The organism is Pseudonocardia acidicola (genome assembly GCF_012911935.1).
GTDB classification, from domain to species: Bacteria; Actinomycetota; Actinomycetes; order Mycobacteriales; family Pseudonocardiaceae; genus Pseudonocardia; species Pseudonocardia acidicola.
Genome location: NZ_JAAXLA010000010.1, coordinates 90,511 through 111,665 on the forward strand (window position 1 = coordinate 90,511; position 21,155 = coordinate 111,665).

At 72.3% G+C, this 21,155-nt stretch carries 15 protein-coding genes; 2 read left to right on the forward strand and 13 right to left on the reverse strand.

The genetic code is table 11. The features are described 5' to 3' along the window. Window positions 1–39: 39 nt before the first annotated feature. The 8 genes from secA to HF526_RS08060 form a co-directional block, all read right to left on the reverse strand. Window positions 40–2,964 carry a preprotein translocase subunit SecA gene (gene secA / locus HF526_RS08025; RefSeq protein ID WP_169380703.1) on the reverse strand — a complete coding sequence of 975 codons (2,925 nt, stop codon included), beginning with the start codon at window positions 2,962–2,964 and terminating at the stop codon, window positions 40–42. 194 nt (window positions 2,965–3,158) lie between these two features. Further along, window positions 3,159–3,809 carry a ribosome hibernation-promoting factor, HPF/YfiA family gene (gene hpf, locus HF526_RS08030; protein WP_169380704.1) on the reverse strand — a complete coding sequence of 217 codons (651 nt, stop codon included), beginning with the start codon at window positions 3,807–3,809 and terminating at the stop codon, window positions 3,159–3,161. Window positions 3,810–4,100: 291 nt separating this feature from the next. Next, a complete protein-coding gene (locus tag HF526_RS08035; protein WP_169380705.1) occupies window positions 4,101–4,772 on the reverse strand; it encodes a ComF family protein in 672 nt (223 codons plus the stop codon). Window positions 4,773–4,848: 76 nt separating this feature from the next. After that, window positions 4,849–6,600: an LpqB family beta-propeller domain-containing protein gene (locus tag HF526_RS08040; protein WP_169380706.1), complete on the reverse strand. Its 1,752-nt coding sequence runs from the start codon at window positions 6,598–6,600 to the stop codon at window positions 4,849–4,851. Further along, on the reverse strand, window positions 6,597–8,402 hold the full coding sequence (gene mtrB / locus HF526_RS08045) for an MtrAB system histidine kinase MtrB (protein WP_169380707.1): 1,806 nt from the start codon (window positions 8,400–8,402) through the stop codon (window positions 6,597–6,599). Before mtrB ends, HF526_RS08040 begins: the two co-directional genes overlap by 4 nt. 13 nt (window positions 8,403–8,415) lie before the next feature. Then, window positions 8,416–9,093 carry an MtrAB system response regulator MtrA gene (gene mtrA / locus HF526_RS08050; RefSeq protein WP_169380708.1) on the reverse strand — a complete coding sequence of 226 codons (678 nt, stop codon included), beginning with the start codon at window positions 9,091–9,093 and terminating at the stop codon, window positions 8,416–8,418. 53 nt (window positions 9,094–9,146) lie between these two features. Then, window positions 9,147–9,797 carry a dTMP kinase gene (locus HF526_RS08055; protein ID WP_169380709.1) on the reverse strand — a complete coding sequence of 217 codons (651 nt, stop codon included), beginning with the start codon at window positions 9,795–9,797 and terminating at the stop codon, window positions 9,147–9,149. 15 nt (window positions 9,798–9,812) lie between these two features. Then, complete coding sequence (locus tag HF526_RS08060) at window positions 9,813–10,289, reverse strand: NUDIX domain-containing protein (RefSeq protein WP_169380710.1); 477 nt, start codon at window positions 10,287–10,289, stop codon at window positions 9,813–9,815. A gap of 170 nt (window positions 10,290–10,459) precedes the next feature. On the opposite strand from HF526_RS08060, the gene HF526_RS08065 reads away from it, so the two are divergent. Beyond that, window positions 10,460–12,121, forward strand: coding sequence for a GMC oxidoreductase (locus HF526_RS08065; RefSeq protein WP_169380711.1), 1,662 nt, complete (start codon window positions 10,460–10,462; stop codon window positions 12,119–12,121). 21 nt (window positions 12,122–12,142) lie between these two features. On the opposite strand, the gene ahcY is transcribed toward HF526_RS08065, so the two are convergent. Together ahcY and HF526_RS08075 are read right to left on the reverse strand one after the other, a co-directional pair. After that, window positions 12,143–13,654 carry an adenosylhomocysteinase gene (gene ahcY, locus HF526_RS08070; protein WP_169380712.1) on the reverse strand — a complete coding sequence of 504 codons (1,512 nt, stop codon included), beginning with the start codon at window positions 13,652–13,654 and terminating at the stop codon, window positions 12,143–12,145. A 462-nt stretch (window positions 13,655–14,116) separates the two neighbouring features. Then, the gene (locus HF526_RS08075) at window positions 14,117–15,424 is read right to left on the reverse strand and encodes a glutamate mutase L (RefSeq protein WP_169380713.1); all 1,308 of its coding nucleotides are present in this window, start codon (window positions 15,422–15,424) and stop codon (window positions 14,117–14,119) included. Window positions 15,425–15,566: 142 nt separating this feature from the next. Between HF526_RS08075 and HF526_RS08080 the strand changes: the two genes are divergently transcribed. Next, on the forward strand, window positions 15,567–17,201 hold the full coding sequence (locus HF526_RS08080) for a long-chain fatty acid--CoA ligase (protein WP_169380714.1): 1,635 nt from the start codon (window positions 15,567–15,569) through the stop codon (window positions 17,199–17,201). A gap of 279 nt (window positions 17,202–17,480) precedes the next feature. Here HF526_RS08080 and HF526_RS08085 read toward each other — a convergent pair whose 3' ends face one another. The 3 genes from HF526_RS08085 to HF526_RS08095 all read right to left on the reverse strand — a co-directional run bounded on the left by HF526_RS08085 (window position 17,481) and on the right by HF526_RS08095 (window position 21,107). Beyond that, window positions 17,481–17,993 carry an MSMEG_0572/Sll0783 family nitrogen starvation response protein gene (locus tag HF526_RS08085; protein ID WP_169380715.1) on the reverse strand — a complete coding sequence of 171 codons (513 nt, stop codon included), beginning with the start codon at window positions 17,991–17,993 and terminating at the stop codon, window positions 17,481–17,483. A 58-nt stretch (window positions 17,994–18,051) separates the two neighbouring features. Then, window positions 18,052–19,428: an MSMEG_0569 family flavin-dependent oxidoreductase gene (locus HF526_RS08090; RefSeq protein WP_338051362.1), complete on the reverse strand. Its 1,377-nt coding sequence runs from the start codon at window positions 19,426–19,428 to the stop codon at window positions 18,052–18,054. A 158-nt stretch (window positions 19,429–19,586) separates the two neighbouring features. Continuing rightward, window positions 19,587–21,107 (reverse strand): amino acid permease, encoded by a 1,521-nt coding sequence (locus HF526_RS08095; protein WP_169380716.1) that lies wholly within the window; start codon window positions 21,105–21,107, stop codon window positions 19,587–19,589. Window positions 21,108–21,155: the final 48 nt, after the last annotated feature.

Consider the following 21,155-nt stretch of genomic DNA (forward strand, 5'->3'; position numbering starts at 1 on the left):
CGGGGCGCGTCAACGCTTCCCGATCCGTCCCGGCCCGGCTCAGCGGGCGCGGCGCCGGGCCTTCTCCGCCTGCCGCTGCTGGGCGCGTCGCTCCGACCGGCTGCCCTGGCCGGGCGCCCCCCGGCCGTTGCTCCGGCGGCCGTCGCCGCCGGTGACCATCTCGCCGCCTTCCGCGGTCGGGCCGGAGTACCGCAGGTTCTGCGGCTGCGGCGGACCCGAGCGGTACGCCACGGGCAGCACCGACGTCTGCTCCGGGTCGTCCTCGGGCAGCGCGTGCCGCCTGCGCCGACCGCCCGCGGCAGCGGGCGCCGGGGCGGGCTGCGGGGCCCGAGCCGGAGCCTGCGCCACCGCGGCGGCCTGCCCGTTGCCGGCGGCGACCGCGGCCTGGCCGTTGCCGGCGACGACCGCGGTCTGGCCGTTGCCCGCCGGAACCTCCGCAGCGGTCGGCTCGGCGACCTGGACGCGCACGTTGAACAGGTGCCCGACCGCCTCCTCCTTGATGCCCTCGAGCATCGCGGAGAACATGTCGTAGCCCTCCCGCTGGTACTCGATCAGCGGGTCGCGCTGGGCCATCGCCCGCAGCCCGATGCCCTCCTTGAGGTAGTCCATCTCGTAGAGGTGCTCGCGCCACTTGCGGTCCATGACCTGCAGCAGGACCTGGCGCTCGAGCTCCCGCATGCCGCCCTGGGCACCGATGATCCGGTCCATCTCGGCCTCGCGCTCGGCGTAGGCGCGCTCGGCGTCGGTGAGTACGGCCTCCTCGATGTCCTCCTTGCCGAGGTCGAAGTCCCCGTCCTCGAGGTCGCCCTCGGCGAGGTCCTGCCACCGGATCGAGATCGGGTACAGCGTGGCCAGCGCCGTCCACAGCTTGTCGAGGTCCCAGTCCTCGGCGTAGCCGGTGGAGGTGGCGCCCTCGACGTAGGCGTGGATGACGTCGGCGAGCATGTGCTGGATCTGGTCCTTGACGTCCTCGCCGGCGAGCACCCGGCGGCGCTCGTCGTAGATGACGGTGCGCTGCTGGTTGAGCACCTCGTCGTACTTGAGGACGTTCTTGCGGATCTCGAAGTTCTGCTGCTCGACCTGGGTCTGGGCGCTGCGGATGGCTTTGGTGACCATGCCTGCCTCGATCGGCACGTCGTCCGGCAGGTTGAACCGGTTCATGATCGACTCGACCATCTGGCCGTTGAACCGGCGCATCAGCTCATCGCCCAGCGACAGGTAGAACCGGGACTCACCCGGGTCACCCTGCCGGCCCGACCGGCCGCGCAGCTGGTTGTCGATGCGCCGCGACTCGTGCCGCTCGGTGCCCAGCACGTAGAGCCCGCCGGCCTCCCTGACCTCTTCGGCCTCGGCTTCCACCTGCTTCTCCATCTGGGCCAGCACGCCGTCCCAGGCCGCCTCGTACTCCTCGGGGCGCTCCACCGGGTCGAGCCCGCGCCGGCGCAGCTCGAGGTCGGCGAGGAACTCCGGGTTGCCGCCGAGCATGATGTCGGTACCGCGGCCGGCCATGTTGGTGGCGACGGTGACGGCGCCGGCGTGGCCTGCCTGCGCGACGATCGCCGCCTCCCGCTCGTGGTGCTTCGCGTTGAGCACCTGGTGCGGGACCTGGCGCTGCACGAGCAGCTTCGACAGGTACTCGGACTTCTCGACGCTGGTGGTGCCGACCAGCACCGGCTGGCCCAGCCTGTGCTTCTCGGCGATGTCGTCGGCGACCGCCTCGAACTTGGCCGGCTCGGTCTTGTAGATGAGGTCGGCCTGGTCCTTGCGGACCATCTCCCGGTTCGTGGGGATGGGCACGACGTGCATCTTGTAGATCTGGTGCAGCTCGGCCGCCTCGGTCTGGGCGGTACCGGTCATCCCGGAGAGCTTGTCGTAGAGCCGGAAGAAGTTCTGCAGGGTGATGGTGGCGAGAGTCTGGTTCTCCGCCTGGACCTCCACCCCCTCCTTGGCCTCGATGGCCTGGTGCATGCCCTCGTTGTAGCGCCGGCCGGCGAGCACCCGGCCGGTGAACTCGTCGACGATGAGCACCTGGCCGTCGCGGACGATGTAGTCCTTGTCCTTCTTGAACAGCTCCTTGGCCTTGATGGCGTTGTTCAGGTAGCCGACCAGGGGGGTGTTCGCGGCCTCGTAGAGGTTGTCGATGCCCAGCTGGTCCTCGACCAGCGTGACGCCCTCCTCGGTGACGCCGACGGTGCGCTTGCGCTCGTCGACCTCGTAGTGGATGTCCTTCTTGAGCATCGGTGCCATCCGCGCGAACTCCTGGTACCAGCGGGCGCTCTGCTCGGCCGGGCCGGAGATGATCAGCGGCGTTCGGGCCTCGTCGATGAGGATCGAGTCGGCCTCGTCGACGATGGCGAAGTTGTGCCCACGCTGCACGAGGTCGGCGGCGTTCCAGGCCATGTTGTCGCGCAGGTAGTCGAAGCCGAACTCGTTGTTCGTGCCGTAGGTGACGTCCGCGGCGTACTGCTCGCGGCGCTGCGCGGGCGTCATCTCCGCCAGGATCACCCCGACGGTCAGGCCGAGGAACCGGTGGATGCGCCCCATCTTCTCCGCGTCGCGCTTGGCCAGGTAGTCGTTGACCGTGACGACGTGGACGCCCTTGCCGGAGATCGCGTTGAGGTAAGCGGGCAGCACAGCGGTGAGGGTCTTGCCCTCACCGGTCTTCATCTCCGCGACGTTGCCCAGGTGCAGCGCGGCACCACCCATCAGCTGGACGGGGAAGTGGCGCTGGCCGAGGGTGCGCATGGCGGCCTCGCGGACCACCGCGAACGCCTCGGGCAGCAACTCGTCGAGGCTCTCCCCGTCGGCGTGGCGGTCCTTGAACTCCTGCGTCTTCGCGCGCAACTCCTCGTCGGAGAGCACCTGCACGTCCGGCTCGAGCGTGTCGATGTGCGCGGCGATCCGGCTCAACCGCTTCACCAGCTTCGTCTCACCGGCACGGAGCAGACGGTTCAAGAACGGCACTGGTCGACCTCACTCACGATTGTGGTCATGGCACAGGGTGCCGTGCCACGGCACTCTGCCTCACCCATGGTAGAGGCACCGCCGCCCTCGGGTTCGTGACCGCCGTCGGGGCGGCACCGGAGGCCCGCGCCTCCTGTGCCGCCCCGTAACCGCCGGCCGCCCGGCATCGACATACCTCGGCCGGAGAGCAGAACTCAGCGAGCCAGCCGGATCACTCCGTAGTCGTAGCCCTTGCGCCGATACACGACGCTCGGCTCGCCGCTGTCGGCGTCGGAGAACAGGTAGAAGTCGTGGCCCACCAGTTCCATCCGGGACAGGGCGTCGTCGACGCTCATCGGATCGGCCGTGTGCACCTTGCTGCGGACGATGCGGCCCGGGCGGCCGTCGGCGTCCGGCCCGCCCTCGTCGGGGACACGCGGCGCGGGGATGGCGACGTCGACCTGGTCGACGTCCACCTCCACCTCGAGATCGATGTCGATGTCCTCGAGCACCCCGACCGCCGCCGGGCCACCGCGCCCCAGCAGCACCCGCGACCGGCGCGGGTTCACCCGGCGCCGGTCGTGCTGCCGGCGCAGTCTCTCCTCCAGTTTGCCGACGGCGCAGTCCAGCGCCGCGTAGAAGTCCTGGGCGCACGCCTCGGCGCGTGCCACCGGGAGGCATCCCCGCCCGGTGATCTCGATCCGCTGGCAGCTCTTCGACTGCCGGCGGTTCCGTTCATGGAAGAGTTCGACTTCCATTCTGAGGATCTTGTGGTCGTACCGTTCGAGACGGGCGACCTTCTCTTCGACGCGAACCCGGAAATGGTCCGGGACCTCGACGTTCCGGCCAGTGACAACGATCTCCACTCGGACTTCCCTCGCTCTCAGCGTCGGGCTCTGAGTTGCAGGTGCGACCGGGGTACCCAACTCCGGACGCAGCGATCGGTGCTCCTCCTGTTAGGGCGTTGGCAACGGATTGGTTGAACCGTAGTCGGCATCACGTTGCGACAACAGGCCTGAGCGGCCAGTCACACCGGACCAGGTGGAAGCGCTGAACGACGTTTCCAGCGGGATGCCGGCCGGGTACGTTGGGTGAGCTGGGCGAGGCCCTTTGCACCCCATCGTCCGATTCGGTCCCGGATGGCGGCGGCGCAGCCGTCAGGGTCCGGGCCGGCCCGTCGCATCGCACAGGACCAGTGCCGAGTCGGCGCGAATCCCGTTGCCCGCCAACGCCTTCCGGCAGGCCCGCAGGGTCGCGCCGGTGGTCACCACGTCGTCAACGAGCAGCACGGCGGTGCCCGCCGGCGGCAGCCCGGCCGGCCGGACCCGGAGCCGCCCGGCCAGGTTGGCCGCCCGCTGGCCCGCGTCCAGGCCCACCGAGTCGCGGGCCCGCCGGGCCAGCCGCAGGGCCGGGGCGAGCACCACCTCGGACCCGTCCGCGGCCAGCCGCGCCGCGAGCAAGCGGCACAGCCGCAGCACGTGGTCGCCGCCGCGGGCACGGGCCGCGGCGGGCCGGGACGGCGCCGGCACCAGCCAGATCGGACCGCCTCGCGGCACGGCCGACGCCGCCGCCGCGGCCAGCAGCGTGGCGAGCGGTCGGCCCAGGTCGCGGCGACCACGCTCCTTGAACCCGAGCAGCGCGGTGCGCAGCGGGCCGCGGTACCGCCCGACCGCCACCACCACCGGGCCGCCGGGCAGCGCCATCTCATAGGGCACGCCGAACTGCCCGGCGCACACCCCGCACCATGACGGCCCGGCCTGCCCGCATCCGCCGCAACTGTCCGGCAGCAGCAGATCGATCAGCCCGGCGGCGACGTCCCGAGGACCCATGGGCCGAGCATGATGCGGGGCGGCGACATCCGGAGCGCACACCACCGAGTTGTCCACAGGGCGCGGCCCGTGGTGCTCAACCCGGGTACACCGGCACCGCGTCGGCCACGCCGCCGACGACCTGTCGCCAGGTGTCGAGCTCTCCACCGGAGAAACTCCACACGCCGCCCTGGTCGGCCACCAGCAGAGGCCGGCTCGGCGCGGCGGCGACCGCGCTCAGCGGTGGGGTCAGGTTGCTGCTCGGCACGATCTGCCAGCTCAGCCCGTCCACCGACACCAGCGACACCGGCCGGTCGGCGCGCTTGCTGACCACCAGCACGGACTCGGCGGCGCGCCAGTCCACCGCCACGACCTCGCCGAGGTCGGCCGCCCGGAGCTGGCGGACGTTGCGGATCGCGACCTCGCCGTCGGCGGTGCGGGCGACCGCCCCGGTGACCAGCTTGCCGCCGGCGACGGCGGCGACGCGCATCCCGTCGCGAGACAGCCGCAGGTCCTCGATCGTGCCGAGCGCGGCGAGCTCGGCGCTGTCGACCTGCCCGGTCCGGGCGGCGCCGGAGCCGTCGACCAGCACGCGGGCCACGACCGATCCGTCGAGCACGGTCCACACCTCGCCGCCGGTCGGGGTCCACGACGGGCGGGTCATCACGGTCGCGTCCAGCGGGACGGCCTGCAGCAGGCCGTCCCGGCCACCGATGAGCAGCCGCTCCCGGGCACCGTCCCTGGTGACCACGGCGAGCCGCTGGCCGTCTTCGGTGGTGGCCGCCGACGCGACGTCGAACGCTCCGTTGCCGGCCTGCCCGGCGATCGGCGCCCCCGGCTCCGGGCCGGTCAGCTGGCGAACCCGGCCGCCGGCGACCATCAGCCCGGGTGCGTCGGCACCCGGCTGGACCTCGGCGCTCATCCCGGCGACGTCGTCGCGGGTGAGGTCGGTCTTCCCCGCCAGGAGCGGGGTCCCGTCGACGAGCAGCCGCACGCGCGGGACGTTCACCTCGGCCAGCGACAGCACGACCTGGGCGGCCAGCAGCCGCCGGGCCGGCTCGTCCAGATCACCGATCTGGGTGAGGTCGACGACCACGGCGCCGTCCGGGCTCTCCGCGACGTTGGAGCGCAGCCGTGCGGTCGGCGGCAGCTCGCTGATCGCGGCACCGGCCAGCGCGGTCGACGGGCCGGACAGCAACAGCCCGACCGCCCGGGACGCCTGGGCGCGGGCCGGCACGGCCGGCAGGTAGCGCACGTCGGCCACTGCGCTGCGCCGGACCGGGTCGGCGAAGTAGGTCTTCACGGTGCGGTAGTTGGACCGGAAGTCCGACAACCGCACGAGGACGCCGTCGGGCAGCTTGCTGATCCGCCACTGCCCGTCGTGGCGGACCACCGTGACGTCGACCTCGACCGGGGCCTCGTCGGGCTCGAACGCCCCGGCCGCGGTGAGCGTGCCGATCTTGTTGCCGCGGATCCGGACGGTCGTGGTGTCGTCGAGCGGCGCCGGCGGCGCCGGCGGGTAGACGGTGTCGAACTGCTCGTCGAGGACGGTCAGGCTCGCCGCGTCGTCCCAGCCGGCCGCCTCCGGGCTGAGGAAACGCCGGGCCGCACCGTGCCGGTCGACACTGCTGCCCGAGGCGTAGACGAAACCGCGGACCAGGTCGAGGGGGTTGCTGCCGTCGGCCGGGCCGGGCGGGAGAACCGGCGTCTCGCCGTCGGTGACCTTGCGCAGGACCTGCACGGTGGAGCTCTGCGGCACGCTGGCACAGCCGGCCAGCCCGGCGAGCGCCAGCACCGCGGCGAGCGCCAGCACCGCGCGCGAACGCGCGGCGCGGGGAACGCGGATCACGGCTCGCCACCGCCGGTGTCCATGATCGCCGGCTCGGCGCGGCGCACGGCGGGTTCCGCCCCGCTCGCGCCGAGCCCCCCGGGCGGGCTCGTACTCTCCGGGCCGGCCGCCGGGCGCGGGATGCCGAGCGGCGGGGTCGGAACCGACGACGACTCGGCCGCGTCGGGAGCGCCGTGCCCGTCGGGCGCGGGCCCCAGCGGGAGCGGGCTGGATTCGAGCAGGTCGCCGACGGTGCGCGGCAACGTGAGCCGGAACGCGGCCCCACGGCCGGGCTCACCCCAGGCCTGCAGCCAGCCGCCGTGCAGCCGCGCATCCTCCAGGCTGATCGACAGGCCGAGCCCACTGCCGCCGCCGCGCCGGGCACGGGACTCCTCGGCCCGCCAGAACCGGTTGAACACCAGGCCCGCCTCGCCGGGGCGCAGCCCCACCCCCTGGTCCTGCACCAGCACCGCGACGGCGTGGTCGTCGCAGCCCAGCGTGATCCGCACCGGCAACCCCTCGCCGTGGTCGATCGCGTTGGCGACGAGGTTGCGCACGATGCGCTCCACCCGCCGCGGGTCGATCTCGGCGAACACCCCGGTCGGCAGATCGAGCTCCAGCGGGGTGCCGCTCTCCTCGGCCAGCCCGTGCACGGCCTCGACGGCCCGGGAGACCACGCCGTGCATGTCCAGCCGCTCGGCGCCGAGCTCGGCGACCCCGGCGTCGAGCCGGCTGATCTCCAGCAGGTCGCCGAGCAGCGCCTCGAACCGGTCCAGTTCGGTGACCAGCAGCTCCGAGCTGCGGCGCAGCGCAGGCAGCAACTCGTCGCGGGAGGCGTGGAGCACGTCGGCGGCCATCCGGACGGTGGTCAGCGGGGTGCGCAGTTCGTGGCTGACGTCGGAGGTGAACCGGCGCTGCAGCGCGCCGAACTCCTCGAGCTGGCGGATCTGGGTCTGGATGCTGCCGGCCATCTCGTTGTACGACTCGGCGAGCCGGGCCACCTCGTCATCGCCGCGCACCGGCATCCGTTCGTCGAGGTGACCGTCGGCGAACCGCTCGGCGATCTCCGCGGCCTGCCGGACCGGGCGCACGACCTGGCGGGTGACCAGGCTGGTGATGCCGGCCAGCAGCAGGATCAACACGAGCCCGCCGACGATCAGTGTGCTCTGCACCAGGCCGAGCGTGCGCTGCTCCGCGTCGAGTGGGAAGAGCAGGTAGAACTGCAGGTCACGGCCCGCGGTGCGGATCGGCTGCCCGATCATCAGGGTCGGCATGCCGGCCACCGCGGAGTACTTGGTGGCCAGCACGCCGGAGGCGACGGCCGCCTGCAGGTCCGCCGGGACGTCCTCGACGGTGCCGGCGGAGATCTCGGTGCCGCTGCCGCGTCCGGTCGTCAGCACCGCGCGGAACTCCCCCGCGGTCGGCGACCCGGCGTGATCGGCGAGACTGGAGTTCGTCAGCCGGTCCAGCGCGTTGTTCAGGGTGCCCTGGGCGCCCTCGCGGTCCGGGTCGACGCCGGACAGGTCGCGCTCCAGCACCGCGCGCCCGGACTCGGCCTGGACCAGCGCCGCGTCGAACTTGCCCTGCACGAGCCGTTCGGCGATCTGGGTCTGCAGGACCAGGCCGAGCACCACGACCACGGCGGTGGACAACGCGAGCGTGCTGACCACGACGCGCAGCTGCAGCGACCGCCGCCAGGCCACCGTGAACGCCGAGCGGACCTCGGTGACCAGCAACCGGGTGTGCAGCACACCCTGCCGGGCACGCCGGACGACGGCGAACCGGCCCACAGCCGCGCCGACACGCGGAAGGATCCGGGTCATCCGGCCCCGATCATCACGGCGGGCCGGCCTTGTACCCCACGCCGCGCACCGTCAGCACGACCTCCGGGTGCTCCGGGTCGCGCTCGACCTTCGACCGCAACCGCTGGACGTGCACGTTCACCAGCCGGGTGTCGGCGGCGTGCCGGTAGCCCCACACCTGCTCGAGCAGCACCTCGCGAGTGAACACCTGCCGCGGCTTGCGGGCCAGCGCCACGAGCAGGTCGAACTCCAGCGGCGTGAGCGCGATGGGCACCCCGGCCCGGGTCACCTGGTGCGCCGGCACGTCGATGGCCACGTCGCCGATGGACAGCTGCTCGGCAGGCTCGTTCTCGGTGCGCCGCACCCGGGCCCGGATGCGGGCGACGAGCTCCTTGGGCTTGAACGGCTTGACCACGTAGTCGTCCGCGCCGGACTCCAGCCCGAGCACGATGTCGACGGTGTCGCTCTTGGCCGTGAGCATCACGATCGGCACGCCGGACTCCGACCGGATCGCCCGGCACACGTCGATGCCGTTCATGCCGGGGAGCATGAGGTCGAGCAGCACGACGTCGGGCCGCAGCTCACGGACGGCGGGCAGCGCCCGGGTGCCGTCGCCGACCACGGCGGTGTCGAAGCCCTCCCCCCGCAGCACGATGGTCAGCATCTCGGCCAACGCCGGGTCGTCGTCGACCACCAGTACCCGCGACTTCATGCGCGCAGCATCCCATTCGTGTCAGTGGGCGGAGTCCCGGACCCGCCGAGGCGCTACCCCAGCAGTTGATCGGCCAGCTCCGCGGCGTCGACGGCGCCGGCCCCGTCGAGCACCGTCCACGGGCTGAGCCAGTCCGCCGCGGCCAGCCCCCGGTAGACCGCACCGGTTCGCTGCTGCAACGCGTCGTCGGCCTCGTAGGCGTCCCGCTCCCGGCCGGGTTCGGTCCGCTCCCGGTGCCGCGCCCGCGCGGCGGCCACCTCACGCGGAACGGCCAGCAGCAACTGCCGGTCGGGCACCGGGATGCCGAAGCGCTCGATCTCCAGCGCGCGCACCCAGCCGACCAGCTCGCCGCCGGCGTCCTGGCCGAGCCGGGCCGCACAGTAGGCCGCGTTGGAGGCGACGTAGCGGTCGACGAGCACGACGTCGTGCTCGGCCTGCGCGGCCCGCAACGCCGGTGCGGCGTCGTGCCGGTCCAGCGCGAACAGCAGCGCCATCGCGTGCACGGAGCCGGCGATGGCACCGCCCTCGCCGAGGCGCCCGTACAGCGCGTCGCGAGCCAGCGCGGCGTGCACGTCGTCGTCGTAGCGCGGGAAGGCCAGCCGCGTCGTCCGGGCGCCGCGGGCGGCGAACTCGGTGCACAGCGCGTCGGACAGGGTCCGCTTGCCGGCGCCGTCCAGCCCCTCGATCACGATCAGCCGTCCCACGCCCGCGGAGCCTAATCAGCCCCGCATCCGCAGATCCGGCCAGCTCGCGGCGAAGCCCGGGTGCAGGTCCAGCTCGTGGATTCTGTCGACCGGCACCCAGCGCAGCTCGCAGCTCTCCCGGCCGCGGGCGGCCACCGGGATCGCGACGGCGGACCGGGCGACGACCGTGGTGTAGGACCAGCCGCCGTGGTCGTCGACGAACTCGTCGGTCGTGCGCAGCGCGTCGGTGTCCAGATCGGACTCCTCGGCGGCCTCCCGGCGGGCGGCCTGCTCGGCGGTCTCGACCCGCTGCCGCGCCCCGCCCGGCACGCCCCAGGTCCCGCCGTGGTGGCTCCAGTCGGCGCGGTGCTGCAGCAGGATCCACTCGTCGGCGTTCTCGTCACGATGACGCACCAGTAGCCCGGACGCCCCGTAGAGGCCCCAATGCCTGTGGCCGAGCGCGCAGAACGCCCACCCATCGCCGTCGCCACTCTCGAGCACCAGCGCAGACATGAGATCAGCCTATGTCGGCGACCCTCGATCCGTCGCCGATCATGTGCCCCCTAGGGTCCAGTAAGCGCTCGCTGACTTTCACCCCGGAGAGTGACCGTGACCCGACGTGCCGCGGCCGCATCGCCGCCTGCCGTCCCGCTTCTGCTCGCCGCCGCCCCGGCGGCCGGCCGGTGAGCGCGCTGCCCAGGCGGACGTTCCTCGGCGCCGCCGCCACCACCCTGGGCCTCGGCCTGACCGGCCGGGCGTTCGCCGCCGCCCCGAAGCCCGCCGTGTCCGAGCAGCGGCACCGCGCGGTGGTGATCGGCGCCGGGCTCGGCGGTGCGATCGCCGCGTTCCGGCTGGCCCGGGCCGGGGTGCAGACCCTCGTCCTCGAACGCGGCCGGCGCTGGCCGATCACCCCGGCCGGCGACACGTTCCCGCCGTTCCTGCAGCCGGACCGACGCTCGTCCTATCTGACGTCGTCGCCGGTGTTCCCGATGCAGCCGCCCGCGGTGTACCGGCCCTACACCGGGCTGTTCGAGAAGGTCGTCGGCGACGGGATGAGCGTGCTGTGCGGCGCCGGAGTGGGCGGCAGCACGCTGGTCTACGCCGGGGTGTGGATCCGCCCCTCGGAGGCGGTGTTCGCCGCGACCATGCCGGCGGGGATCGACTTCGGCGAGCTGGACCGGGTGCACTACCCACGGGCGGCGGCCCGGGTCGGCATCGCGCCGATCCCCGACGACGTGCTCGCGCACCCGAACTACGCCGGCACCCGGCCGTTCCTGGACCAGGCCCGCCGCGCCGGGCTACCCGCCGAGCGGGTGGCGAACGCGCTGGACTGGGACGTCGTGCGTGCCGAACTGGCCGGGCGCGCGGTGCCGTCGGTGACCCGCGGGGAGTACTTCTGCGGGGTCAACAGCGGCGCCCGGAACTCGGTGGACCGCAACTACCTGGCGACGGCAGAGAAGTCGGGGTACGTCACCGTCGCGCCGCTGCACCGGGTGACCGGGCTCGGTACGGACGCCGCGGGCCGCTACCGCGTCGACGTCGAGCGGATCGACGAGAACGGCACCGTGCTCGAGCGGACCGCGATCACGGCCGACGCGGTGTTCCTCGGCGCCGGATCCACCGGAACGTCACGACTTCTGGTCCGGGCCCGGGAGACGGGGACGCTGCCCGAGCTGAACGACCAGGTCGGCCGCCACTGGGGCAACAACGGCGATCGGATCTACCTGCGCGCCCTGGTGCCGCAGCCCACGGGCGGGCCGCAGGGCGGGCCGATGGCCGTCGCGATCCGGCGTGCCGAGGACCCGGCCGATCCGGTGACCGTCGCGTTCGGGCCCGCGCCGCTACCGTTCGAGACCCACCTGATGCCGCTGCCGGGGTTCGGGGCGTGCCGCCCCGCGGGCGAGTTCCGCTACGACCCGGGCACCGACACGGTGCGGCTGAGCTGGCCCGGTGACGGCGACGCGGCGGCGCAGCGGTCGGTCCGCGACGTGCTGCTGCGGCTGGTCCGGGCCGACGGCGGTGGCCTGCTCACCGGGCTGACCAGCGCGCTCACCGAGCTGAACACGGGCCTGCCCGAAGGGCTGCACGGGCCGGCGACGCTGGCCACCGAGGCCCCGTCGGGGCTGCTCGACCTGGGCAACCTCGACCCGGTGACGTGGCACCCGCTGGGCGGGGCGACGCTGGGCACGGCCTGCGACCTGTACGGCCGGGTGCACGGCTACCGCGGGCTCTACGTCACCGACGGCGCGATGATCCCGGGCTCGACCGGCGCGTGCAATCCGTCGTGGACGATCGCGGCACTCGCCGAGCGGTGCCTCGACGACATCATCGCCCGCGACTTCTAGCGCTCCGCGCCCGAGGGGTCGTCAGTAGCGGTAGTGCTCGGGCTTGAACGGGCCCTCGACGTCGACGCCGATGTACTCGGCCTGGTCCTTGGTGAGCTTGGTGAGCTCGCCGCCCAGCGCCTGCACGTGGATCCGCGCGACCTTCTCGTCGAGGATCTTCGGCAGCCGGTAGACGTCCTTGTTGTACTCCTCGTGCTTGGTGAACAGCTCGATCTGCGCGATCACCTGGTTGGAGAAGCTGTTGCTCATCACGAACGACGGGTGCCCGGTGGCGTTGCCCAGGTTCATCAGCCGGCCCTCGGACAGCACGAGGATCGAGTGCCCGTCCGGGAACACCCACTCGTCGACCTGCGGCTTGATGTTGATCCGGCGGATCCCCGGGTAGCGGGCCAGCCCGGCCATGTCGATCTCGTTGTCGAAGTGACCGACGTTGCCCAGGATCGCCTGGTGCTTCATCTTCGCCATGTGCTCGACGGTGACGATGTCCTTGTTGCCGGTCGTGGTGATCACGATGTCGGCCTGGCCGATCACGTCGTCGAGCCGCGCGACCTGGAAGCCCTCCAGCAGCGCCTGCAGCGCGCAGATCGGGTCGATCTCGGCCACGATGACCCGCGCGCCCTGGCCCGCGAGCGCCTCCGCGGACCCCTTGCCCACGTCGCCGAAACCGGCGACCACGGCGACCTTGCCGCCGATCAGCACGTCGGTGGCCCGGTTGATGCCGTCGATCAGCGAGTGCCGGATGCCGTACTTGTTGTCGAACTTGCTCTTGGTGACCGAGTCGTTGACGTTGATCGCCGGGAACAGCAGCTGGCCCTGCTCGGCGAGGTGGTAGAGCCGGTGCACGCCGGTGGTGGTCTCCTCGGTGACCCCGCGGATGTCCGACGACACCCGGGTCCAGCGCTGCGGGTCGGCGGCCAGTGACCGGCGCAGCGTGTCGAGGATGATCCGGTACTCGTCGGCGACGGTGAGGTCGTCGTCGTCGACGGTCGGGACCACACCGGTGGTCTCGAACTCCACGCCCTTGTGCACGAGCAGCGTGGCGTCACCGCCGTCGTCGAGGATCATGTTGGGGCCGACCACGTCACCGTCGGCGTCGGCGAAGTTGAACAGCTGCTCGGTGGCCCACCAGTACTCGGGCAGGGTCTCGCCCTTCCAGGCGAACACCGGCACCCCCTCGGGCGCCTCCGGGGTGCCGTGCGGGCCCACCACGACCGCGGCGGCGGCGTGGTCCTGGGTGGAGAAGATGTTGCAGGACACCCAGCGCACCTCGGCGCCCAGCGAGACCAGGGTCTCGATCAGCACGGCGGTCTGCACCGTCATGTGCAGCGAACCGGCGATCCGGGCCCCGTGCAGCGGCCGCGCTTCGGCGTACTCCCGGCGCAGCTCCATCAGGCCCGGCATCTCGTGCTCGGCGAGCCGGATCTCCTTGCGGCCGAACTCCGCCAGCCCCAGGTCGGCGACGGCGAAGTCGATCCCGTTGCGCGTCTGCAGCCGGCCGGTGGGGTCGGCGGTCTTGTCGGCTGTCGCAGTCATGGGGTGGTGATGCCTCCTCGTAGGGCCGGTTCGACCGTTCGCGGCCGGCGTCGGTGGGGACGCGGCCGCGCGGGGATCCGCCCGGGCGGGCGCCCGGACGACGACGGGGTCGCCACGGACCGGATGCGGTCCGCCGGGCGACGGTGCGGGTGGATGCGTCGCCGGTGCCTGCGGACCCGCTCTGGCGGCGCGGCGAACCGGGACGACATACGACGGGCCTCCTCGTGGAACCGGAGGCGCCCTTCATGCGATGGAGCGGTGGTCGAGCGTGGCGGACATGGTCCGTCGCAGCGCCTCTCGGCCACCGACGTAGCGATTGTGTCCCCAGGATGGTCGGGCCCGCCAGGGGCTGTCAAACCCGCCACCGCCGAGGTTCGTCACTCGGGTTCGCGGCCGCTCGGCGGGTGCTCGCGCAGGACGAACTCCTCACGTGCGGCACGCGCAGCGATCACCGCCCGACCCTCACCCCAGCAGGTGGTCACGCAGCAGCGCCTCGGCCGCGGCGCTGCGGCCGTGCGCGGCGAGCAGCCCGGCCGGGGCGACGGCGAAGTCGGCGTCCACCACCACGGGCACCTCGGCCAGCATCGGCGCCAGCACCGGGTCGGTGCGCAGCGTCGCGATCACCGCGGCCAGCCCGCCGGGGTCGCGCTGCCGGAACACCCCACCGGACAGCACCAGCAGGCCGATGTCGCGCGCGGTGTCGTCGTGGGCGCGCAGGTGGCGGCGCACCGCGATGACGGCGGCGAGCGCCGCGATCCGGCGGTCCTCGGCGGCGCCGCCCGGATTGCGCGGGACGTAGCCGACCTCGCCGGCCATCCGCTCCACGGTGGGCGTGAGCAGATCGGCCTCCACCGGATCGACGATGCCCTCGGACTGGCCCTCGACGAGCACACCGCATGCCGCGGCCCGCACCCCCAGGTCACCCTCGACGGTCCGGCGCCGCAGCCCGGCGTTCGCGCCGCCCGTCGTCGCCACGTGCACGTCCGTGGTGGCACAGCCGACGTCCACGACGAGCACCCCGGTCGCGGTGATGCGGGACAGCTCCGCCGCGCCGCGCCCGACGGCGTCGGGGGTCACCACCCGCACGAGCCTGCGGAAACGCGGGGCCGCGGCGGGCCCGCGGGCGCCCAGGACGTGCCGGGCGAACAGCTCGGAGACCACCTTCCGCGCCTGCCCGGGCACCACCACCCCGGTCTGGGGCAGCACGTTGTCGCAGACCACGACCGTCCGGCCGGTAGCGCGGAGCAGCGCGAGCGCGTCGTCACGGGCGGCGACGTTGCCGGCGAGCACGATCGGGTAGCGGACCCGGGCCCGGGCCAGCCGCCCGGCGTTGTGCAGCAGCACCGCCGGGTCGTCGCCGTCGCCACCCCCGAGGAGCAGCACCACCCCCGGCCGGCAGCTGCGCAGGATCCGGACGTCGGCGGCCTCGAGCGGGCCGCTGTGCACGTGCACCACGTGCGACCCCGCGGACCGCGCCACCCGGTGCCCGGCCTCGATGGAGGCCAGCCGGTCGGTGCCGACGACCGCGAGCCGCAGCCCGCCGCCGGCCGACGAGCAGGCCAGCAGTTCGGGCTCGATGCCGGTGCCGGGCAGGCCTGCGGCGCTGACGGCGCGGACCGCGGCATCCATCCCGGTGAGGACGTCGGCGGGGGTGGTGGGGTGCTCGGCGAAGCCGGCCAACGCGCCGTCGGCGTGCACGAGCACGGCCTTGGTCCAGGTGGAACCCACGTCGAGGCAGACCGAGGAGGCCGGCGATTCGGCGTGCGTCATGACAGCCGAGCCTACTGGGACGACGGCGGGCCGGCGTGGAACGGATTCGGGCGCTCAGCCGACTTCACGTACTCGGACAGGTTCGCCGAAACAGGTACGGTTCGCGTGATTGAAGCCACACGACCCCGCGACAGGAGATCCGATGCACGGACTCATGCAGCAACGCCCGCTCTCCCTGCCGCACGTGTTCCACCGGGCCGAGCAGCTCTTCGGCCACAAGACCATCGTCACCGCGACGGCGGACGGCGAACAGTCCGTGACGATCGCGGAGTGGGCGCAGCGGACACGCCGGCTCGCCACGGCGCTGGACACGCTGGGCGTCAGCGCGGACGGCCGGGTCGGCACGTTCTGCTGGAACACCGCCCGCCACCTGGAGCTGTATCTGGCCGCCCCGTGTACCGGCCGGGTCCTGCACACCCTCAACATCCGGCTGTTCCCCGAGCAGCTGGTCTACATCGCCAACCATGCCGAGGACGAGGTCGTCTTCGTCGACCGCTCGCTGCTGCCGGTGCTGTGGCCGCTGGCGGACAAGTTCGAGACGGTCCGGCGCTACGTGGTGATCGACGACGGCGCGGACGTCCCGATCCCGGACGACCCGCGGGTCCTCGACTACGAGGAACTGCTCGCCGCGGCCGAGCCGTACCAGGGCCGTTTCCGGGTCGACGACGAGAACACCGCGGCGGCGATGTGCTACACGTCCGGCACCACGGGCAACCCGAAGGGCGTGGTCTACAGCCACCGCTCGACGCTGCTGCACTCGCTGATCTCGCTGATCGCCGACGGGGCGGCGCTGTCCGAGCGCGACGTCATGATGCCGGTGGTGCCGATGTTCCACGCCAACGCCTGGGGCCTGCCGTACGGCGCGCTGCTGGCCGGCTCGGACATCGTCTTCCCCGGCCCGAACATGACCCCGCAGGCGATCCTCGGGTTGATCCAGGACCACAAGGTCACCGTCACCGGCGGGGTCCCGACGATCTGGATGGGCGCGCTGCCGCTGCTCGACGACTACGACGTGAGCTCGCTGCGCACGATCCTCTGCGGCGGCTCGGCGGTGCCACGCTCCCTGTCGGAGGCCTACCGGGAGAAGATCGGGCTGCCGATGCTGCACGCCTGGGGCATGACCGAGACGAGCCCGATCGCGACGATGTCGACCGCGCGCTCGCACCACGCCGCGCTCGACGAGTCCGGCCGCGCCGACGCCCGGGCCCGCCAGGGCCAGCCGGTGCCGCTGGTGGAGCTGCGCCTCGTCGACCCCGACACCGGTGAGGAACAGCCCTGGGACGACGTCGCCACCGGCGAGATCCAGGCAGCCGGGCCGTGGATCGCGCGGGAGTACTACCGCGGGGAGGGCGGCGGGGCCCAGTTCACCAAGGACGGCTGGCTGCGCACCGGTGACGTCGCGTCCGTCGACCGCTACGGCTTCGTCCGGCTGGTCGACCGGACCAAGGACCTGGTCAAGTCCGGCGGGGAGTGGATCAGCTCGGTGGAGCTGGAGAACGAGATCATGGCCCACCCCAAGGTCGCGGAGGCCGCAGTGATCGCGATCCCGCACGAGAAGTGGGTGGAGCGGCCGCTGGCCTGCGTGGTGGTCAAGCCGGGTGAGACCGTCACGCCTGAGGAGATCATCGAGTTCCTCACCCCGCGGGTCGCGAAGTGGTGGCTGCCGGACGCCGTCGAGTTCATCGACGAGGTGCCCAAGACCAGCGTGGGCAAGTTCAGCAAGAAGACGCTGCGCGACAAGTTCGCCGGCTACCAGATGGCCGGCCCCGAGGAGTAGGCCACCGGGACGCACGCCGAGTGCCACACCACGGTCACCGATTCATGATCGGACAACCGTGGTGTGGCACTCGGCGCCCGGGCCACAGCGGGTCGGACCGGTCCGGGGTCAGGATGGCCACGACCTCGTCGAGCACCGCGAGCACCTCCGGGCCCCCGGCGGTTCCCGCCCGCCGCAGTCTCAGCTCCCCCGTTCCACCGCACGGGATCGATCGTGCCTCGCGCGGCCGGCCCGCAGGGAATGATTCAGCGCGCGGCGGCGAGGTCCGCGGCCATGCGCTCAGAACATGTAGGTGGAGTTGATGATCGCGCCCTTGCGGGCGTAGTGGATCAGCGCGTCCTGCACGTCGAGCGGGTGGGTGGGGATGACGCCCTCGATGAGGTCCTCCTCGCGGGCGCCGTGCAGCGACAGCCCGAACCGGCAGCAGTAGACCTTGCCACCCTCGGCGATGAACGTCGCCAGCGAGTTGTTGATGTTGTGCTCGCCGGGGAACGCCGAGGTCCCGGTGGTCGGGAACCCGCGGGTGGCCAGGCAGTTCAGCGAGCCCGGTCCGTAGAAGTAGATCGCGGACTCGAAGCCCTTCCGCAGCGCGCGGGTGGCCTGCAGGATCGCTACGAAGCTCACCGACGACTCGTGCGCGATGCCGTGCACCAGGGTGAAGTAGGTCTCGCCGTTCTCGGCCTGGTAGTCGGGGAAGACCTTCGTCCCGCCGTAGAGGCTGGACCCCTCCGGCAGCGAGGGGTGCGCGATCTCGGTGAGGGACTGCTTCTCCAGGTCGGTCAGGTCGGCCATTCTTTCCTCCAATATGGACACTTCGGGGAGCGGGACGGGCTGGTGGGGACGCGCGGTGTCAGGCGACGGTGCGCCGGGCGACCCAGTCCTCGTCGACCGGGGCGGAGTCGGGGAACGTGTGCTCGCGGGTGCCGGCCAGCCAGTGCAGACCGTCGAGCCCCGTGCGGCGCCGGGCCGCCACGATCCGCTCGGCGAGGTGCTCGGCGTCGGCGGCCACGCCGGAGAAGCGGCCGGAGCCCCAGGTGTGCTGCCAGGGCAGGCCGAGGAAGTACAGGCCGGGGAGTGTGGTCACCCCGCGGTCGTGGGTCGGGTAGCCGCGGCCGTCGAAGACCGGGAGCTCGATCCAGCGGTGGTCGCGGCCGAACCCGGTACTCCAGACGACCGTGCCGATGCCGGACAGATCGAGCGACTCGGGCTCGTCGGCCTCGGGACCGGGCTGCCAGACGGGTGTGTAGCGCTCCTCGGCCGGCGCGTCGATGGCGTGCGCCTCGATCCAGCCGTCGATCGAGTCCTTGATCGACTCCGAGACGGCGTCGGCCCCGTCGAGGTTGGCCCGCAGGTTCGGCGCGAAGTGCAGCGCGCCGTCGGCGATGGCGACGAGCCTGCCGTGCAGCCGCATCCCGTCGCGGGCGAAGGCGCGCAGGTCGATGTCGCGCCCGCCGTCGCGCCCGGTGACGTAGTGGTTGGCCCGGAAGCGCACCGCGTCGGCGTCGTCGAACTGGTCGATGCCGCGGGTGTAGGTGCCCATGTCGTGCAGCCAGGCGACGACGTCGCGACCCCGGTAGAAGCGCGCGACCCGCGGCGCGGTGCCGGTGGCCAGGTGCACCCGGCGGCCGGCCAGGTGCAGGTCCTCGGCGATCTGGCAGCCCGACTGCCCGGTGCCGACGACGAGCACCTCGCCGGGCGGCAACTGCTCGGCGTTGCGGTACTGCGAGGAGTGCATCTGGGTGATGCGAACGGGCAGCCGCTCGGCCATCCGCGGGGTGCGCGGCACCTGGTAGGGCCCGGTCGCGACGACGACCTGCTCGGCGGTGAGGGTGCCGGCATCGGTGCGCACCTCGAAGGTGCCGTCGCGGCGCCCGCGCAGCCGGGTGGCGGTGACCCCCTCGACCAGGGGCGCGTCGAACGACGCGGCGAACTTCTCCAGGTACTCCACGATCTGGTCGCGGACCATGAAGCCGTCGGGGTCGTCACCGGGGTAGGGAAATCCCGGTAGCCGGCACTGCCAGTTCGGCGTGACCAGGCAGAACGTGTCCCAGCGCCGGTTGCGCCACTCGGTGGCGACCCGGTCGCGCTCCAGCACCACGTGCTCGACGCCGCGCCGGGCGAGCCACCAGCTCATCGACAGGCCCGCCTGGCCGCCGCCGATGACGACGACGGCCCGGTGCGCTCCGTCGAGCTCGTGCGGGCCTGCGAGGTGAGACGTCTCGGACACAGCTGTCGCTCCCGGATTCCCGGCTCGATGATCGAGCTCTGGTGATCGACCGGGACCCAGTACAGCGATCAGCTGTGTCCGAGATGTTTCCTCCGGAACACGCGGCGGTTAGGAAGATCGCTTCGCGTTGCGGGCGGTTTGCGGCTCCCGCACAGCGGTCAGCCGGAGGTGCTGGCGGACTCCGCGGCTGTCCGCTCACCCAGGCGGGAATGGTGCCGGCTGTAGAGGAAGTACACGCCGATCCCGATGATCATCCAGATCACGAACCGCAGCCAGGTCTCCACCGTCAGGTTCAGCATCAGCCAGGCACAGGCCAGGACCGACAGGATCGGGACGAACGGGACCAGCGGCGTCCGGAATGCGCGCGGCAGGTCCGGCCGGGTGCGGCGCAGGATGACCACGCCCACCGACACCAGCACGAACGCGAACAGCGTGCCGATGTTGACCATCTCCTCCAGTTCACCGGCCGGGAAGAACGTGGCGGCGACGGCCACGACGATCCCGACGAGCTGGGTGGCCCGCACCGGGGTGCCCCGGCCGCCGGTGCGCGACAGGCCCCGCGGCAGCAGGCCGTCGCGCGACATCGCGAACAGCACCCGGATCTGGCCGAGCATCAGCACCATGACGACAGTGGTGAGACCGGCGAGCGCGCCGACGGCGATCACGGTGGCTGCCCAGTTCACCCCGAGCTGGGTGAAGGCGGTGGCCAGGGTGGCGCGGGTGCCGTCGGGCTGCGTCCCGAGCTGGGTGTAGCTGACCATCCCGGTCAGCACCAGCGCGACCGCCACGTACAGCACGGTGACGATGGCCAGCGAGCCGAGGATGCCGCGCGGGATCGACTTCTGCGGGTTCTTCGTCTCCTCCGCGGTGGTCGCGACCACGTCGAAGCCGATGAAGGCGAAGAAGACCAGCGAGGCCGCCGCGAGCAGCCCGTAGATGCCGAACGTGCTGGTGCCCTCGCCGCCGATCAGCGACAGCAGCGACTGCTTGATCCCGCTCCCCGCACCGCCGCCCGCGGCCGCCGGCGGGATGTACGGGCTGTAGTTGTCGGGGTTGATGTACCCGATGCCGACCACGATGACCAGCAGCACGATGGCCACCTTGATCGCGGTGAAGATCATGCTGACCCGGCTGGAGAGCTTGGTGCCGAGCACGAGCAGGGTGGCCAGCACGACCACCAGCAGCAGCGCCCCCCAGTCGAAGGTCAGCGGGCCGAGGTCGAACGAGGTCCGGACCGTCAGCCCGAGCTGGGAGAACACCGTCTGCAGGTACTCCGACCAGCCCTTGGACACCACCGCCGAGCCGACGGCGAACTCCAGCACCAGGTCCCAGCCGATGATCCACGCGACGAGCTCACCGAACGTCGCATAGGAGAACGTGTAGGCACTGCCCGCCACCGGCACCGTCGAGGCGAACTCCGCGTAGCAGAGCGCGGCGAGCCCGCACGCGATCGCGGCGAGCACGAAGGCCAGCGAGACCGAGGGCCCGGCCCGGTCACCGGCGGTACTGGCGGCCAGGGTGAAGATCCCGGCGCCGACCACGACCGCGACGCCGAAGACGATGAGGTCCCAGGTCGTCAGATCCTTGCGCAGCTTGGTATCGGGCTCGTCGGTGTCCCGAATCGATTGTTCGACCGATTTGGTGCGCCAGATACCGTTTTGTCTGCCCCCGACTGTCATGCAGGGAAAATACGGAAGCTTTTCACCCGGAGCCAATCCAGGACCCCC

Excerpts from the sequence above, each read along its gene's own strand:
- HF526_RS08075 (WP_169380713.1), bottom strand. The coding sequence starts at position 15,424 with ATGACGCACGCCGAATCGCCGGCCTCCTCGGTCTGCCTCGACGTGGGT.
- mtrB (WP_169380707.1), bottom strand. The coding sequence starts at position 8,402 with ATGACCCGGATCCTTCCGCGTGTCGGCGCGGCTGTGGGCCGGTTCGCC.
- HF526_RS08060 (WP_169380710.1), bottom strand. The coding sequence starts at position 10,289 with ATGTCTGCGCTGGTGCTCGAGAGTGGCGACGGCGATGGGTGGGCGTTC.
- HF526_RS08035 (WP_169380705.1), bottom strand. The coding sequence starts at position 4,772 with ATGGGTCCTCGGGACGTCGCCGCCGGGCTGATCGATCTGCTGCTGCCG.
- HF526_RS08080 (WP_169380714.1), top strand. The coding sequence starts at position 15,567 with ATGCACGGACTCATGCAGCAACGCCCGCTCTCCCTGCCGCACGTGTTC.
- mtrA (WP_169380708.1), bottom strand. The coding sequence starts at position 9,093 with ATGAAGTCGCGGGTACTGGTGGTCGACGACGACCCGGCGTTGGCCGAG.
- HF526_RS08095 (WP_169380716.1), bottom strand. The coding sequence starts at position 21,107 with ATGACAGTCGGGGGCAGACAAAACGGTATCTGGCGCACCAAATCGGTC.
- HF526_RS08085 (WP_169380715.1), bottom strand. The coding sequence starts at position 17,993 with ATGGCCGACCTGACCGACCTGGAGAAGCAGTCCCTCACCGAGATCGCG.
- ahcY (WP_169380712.1), bottom strand. The coding sequence starts at position 13,654 with ATGACTGCGACAGCCGACAAGACCGCCGACCCCACCGGCCGGCTGCAG.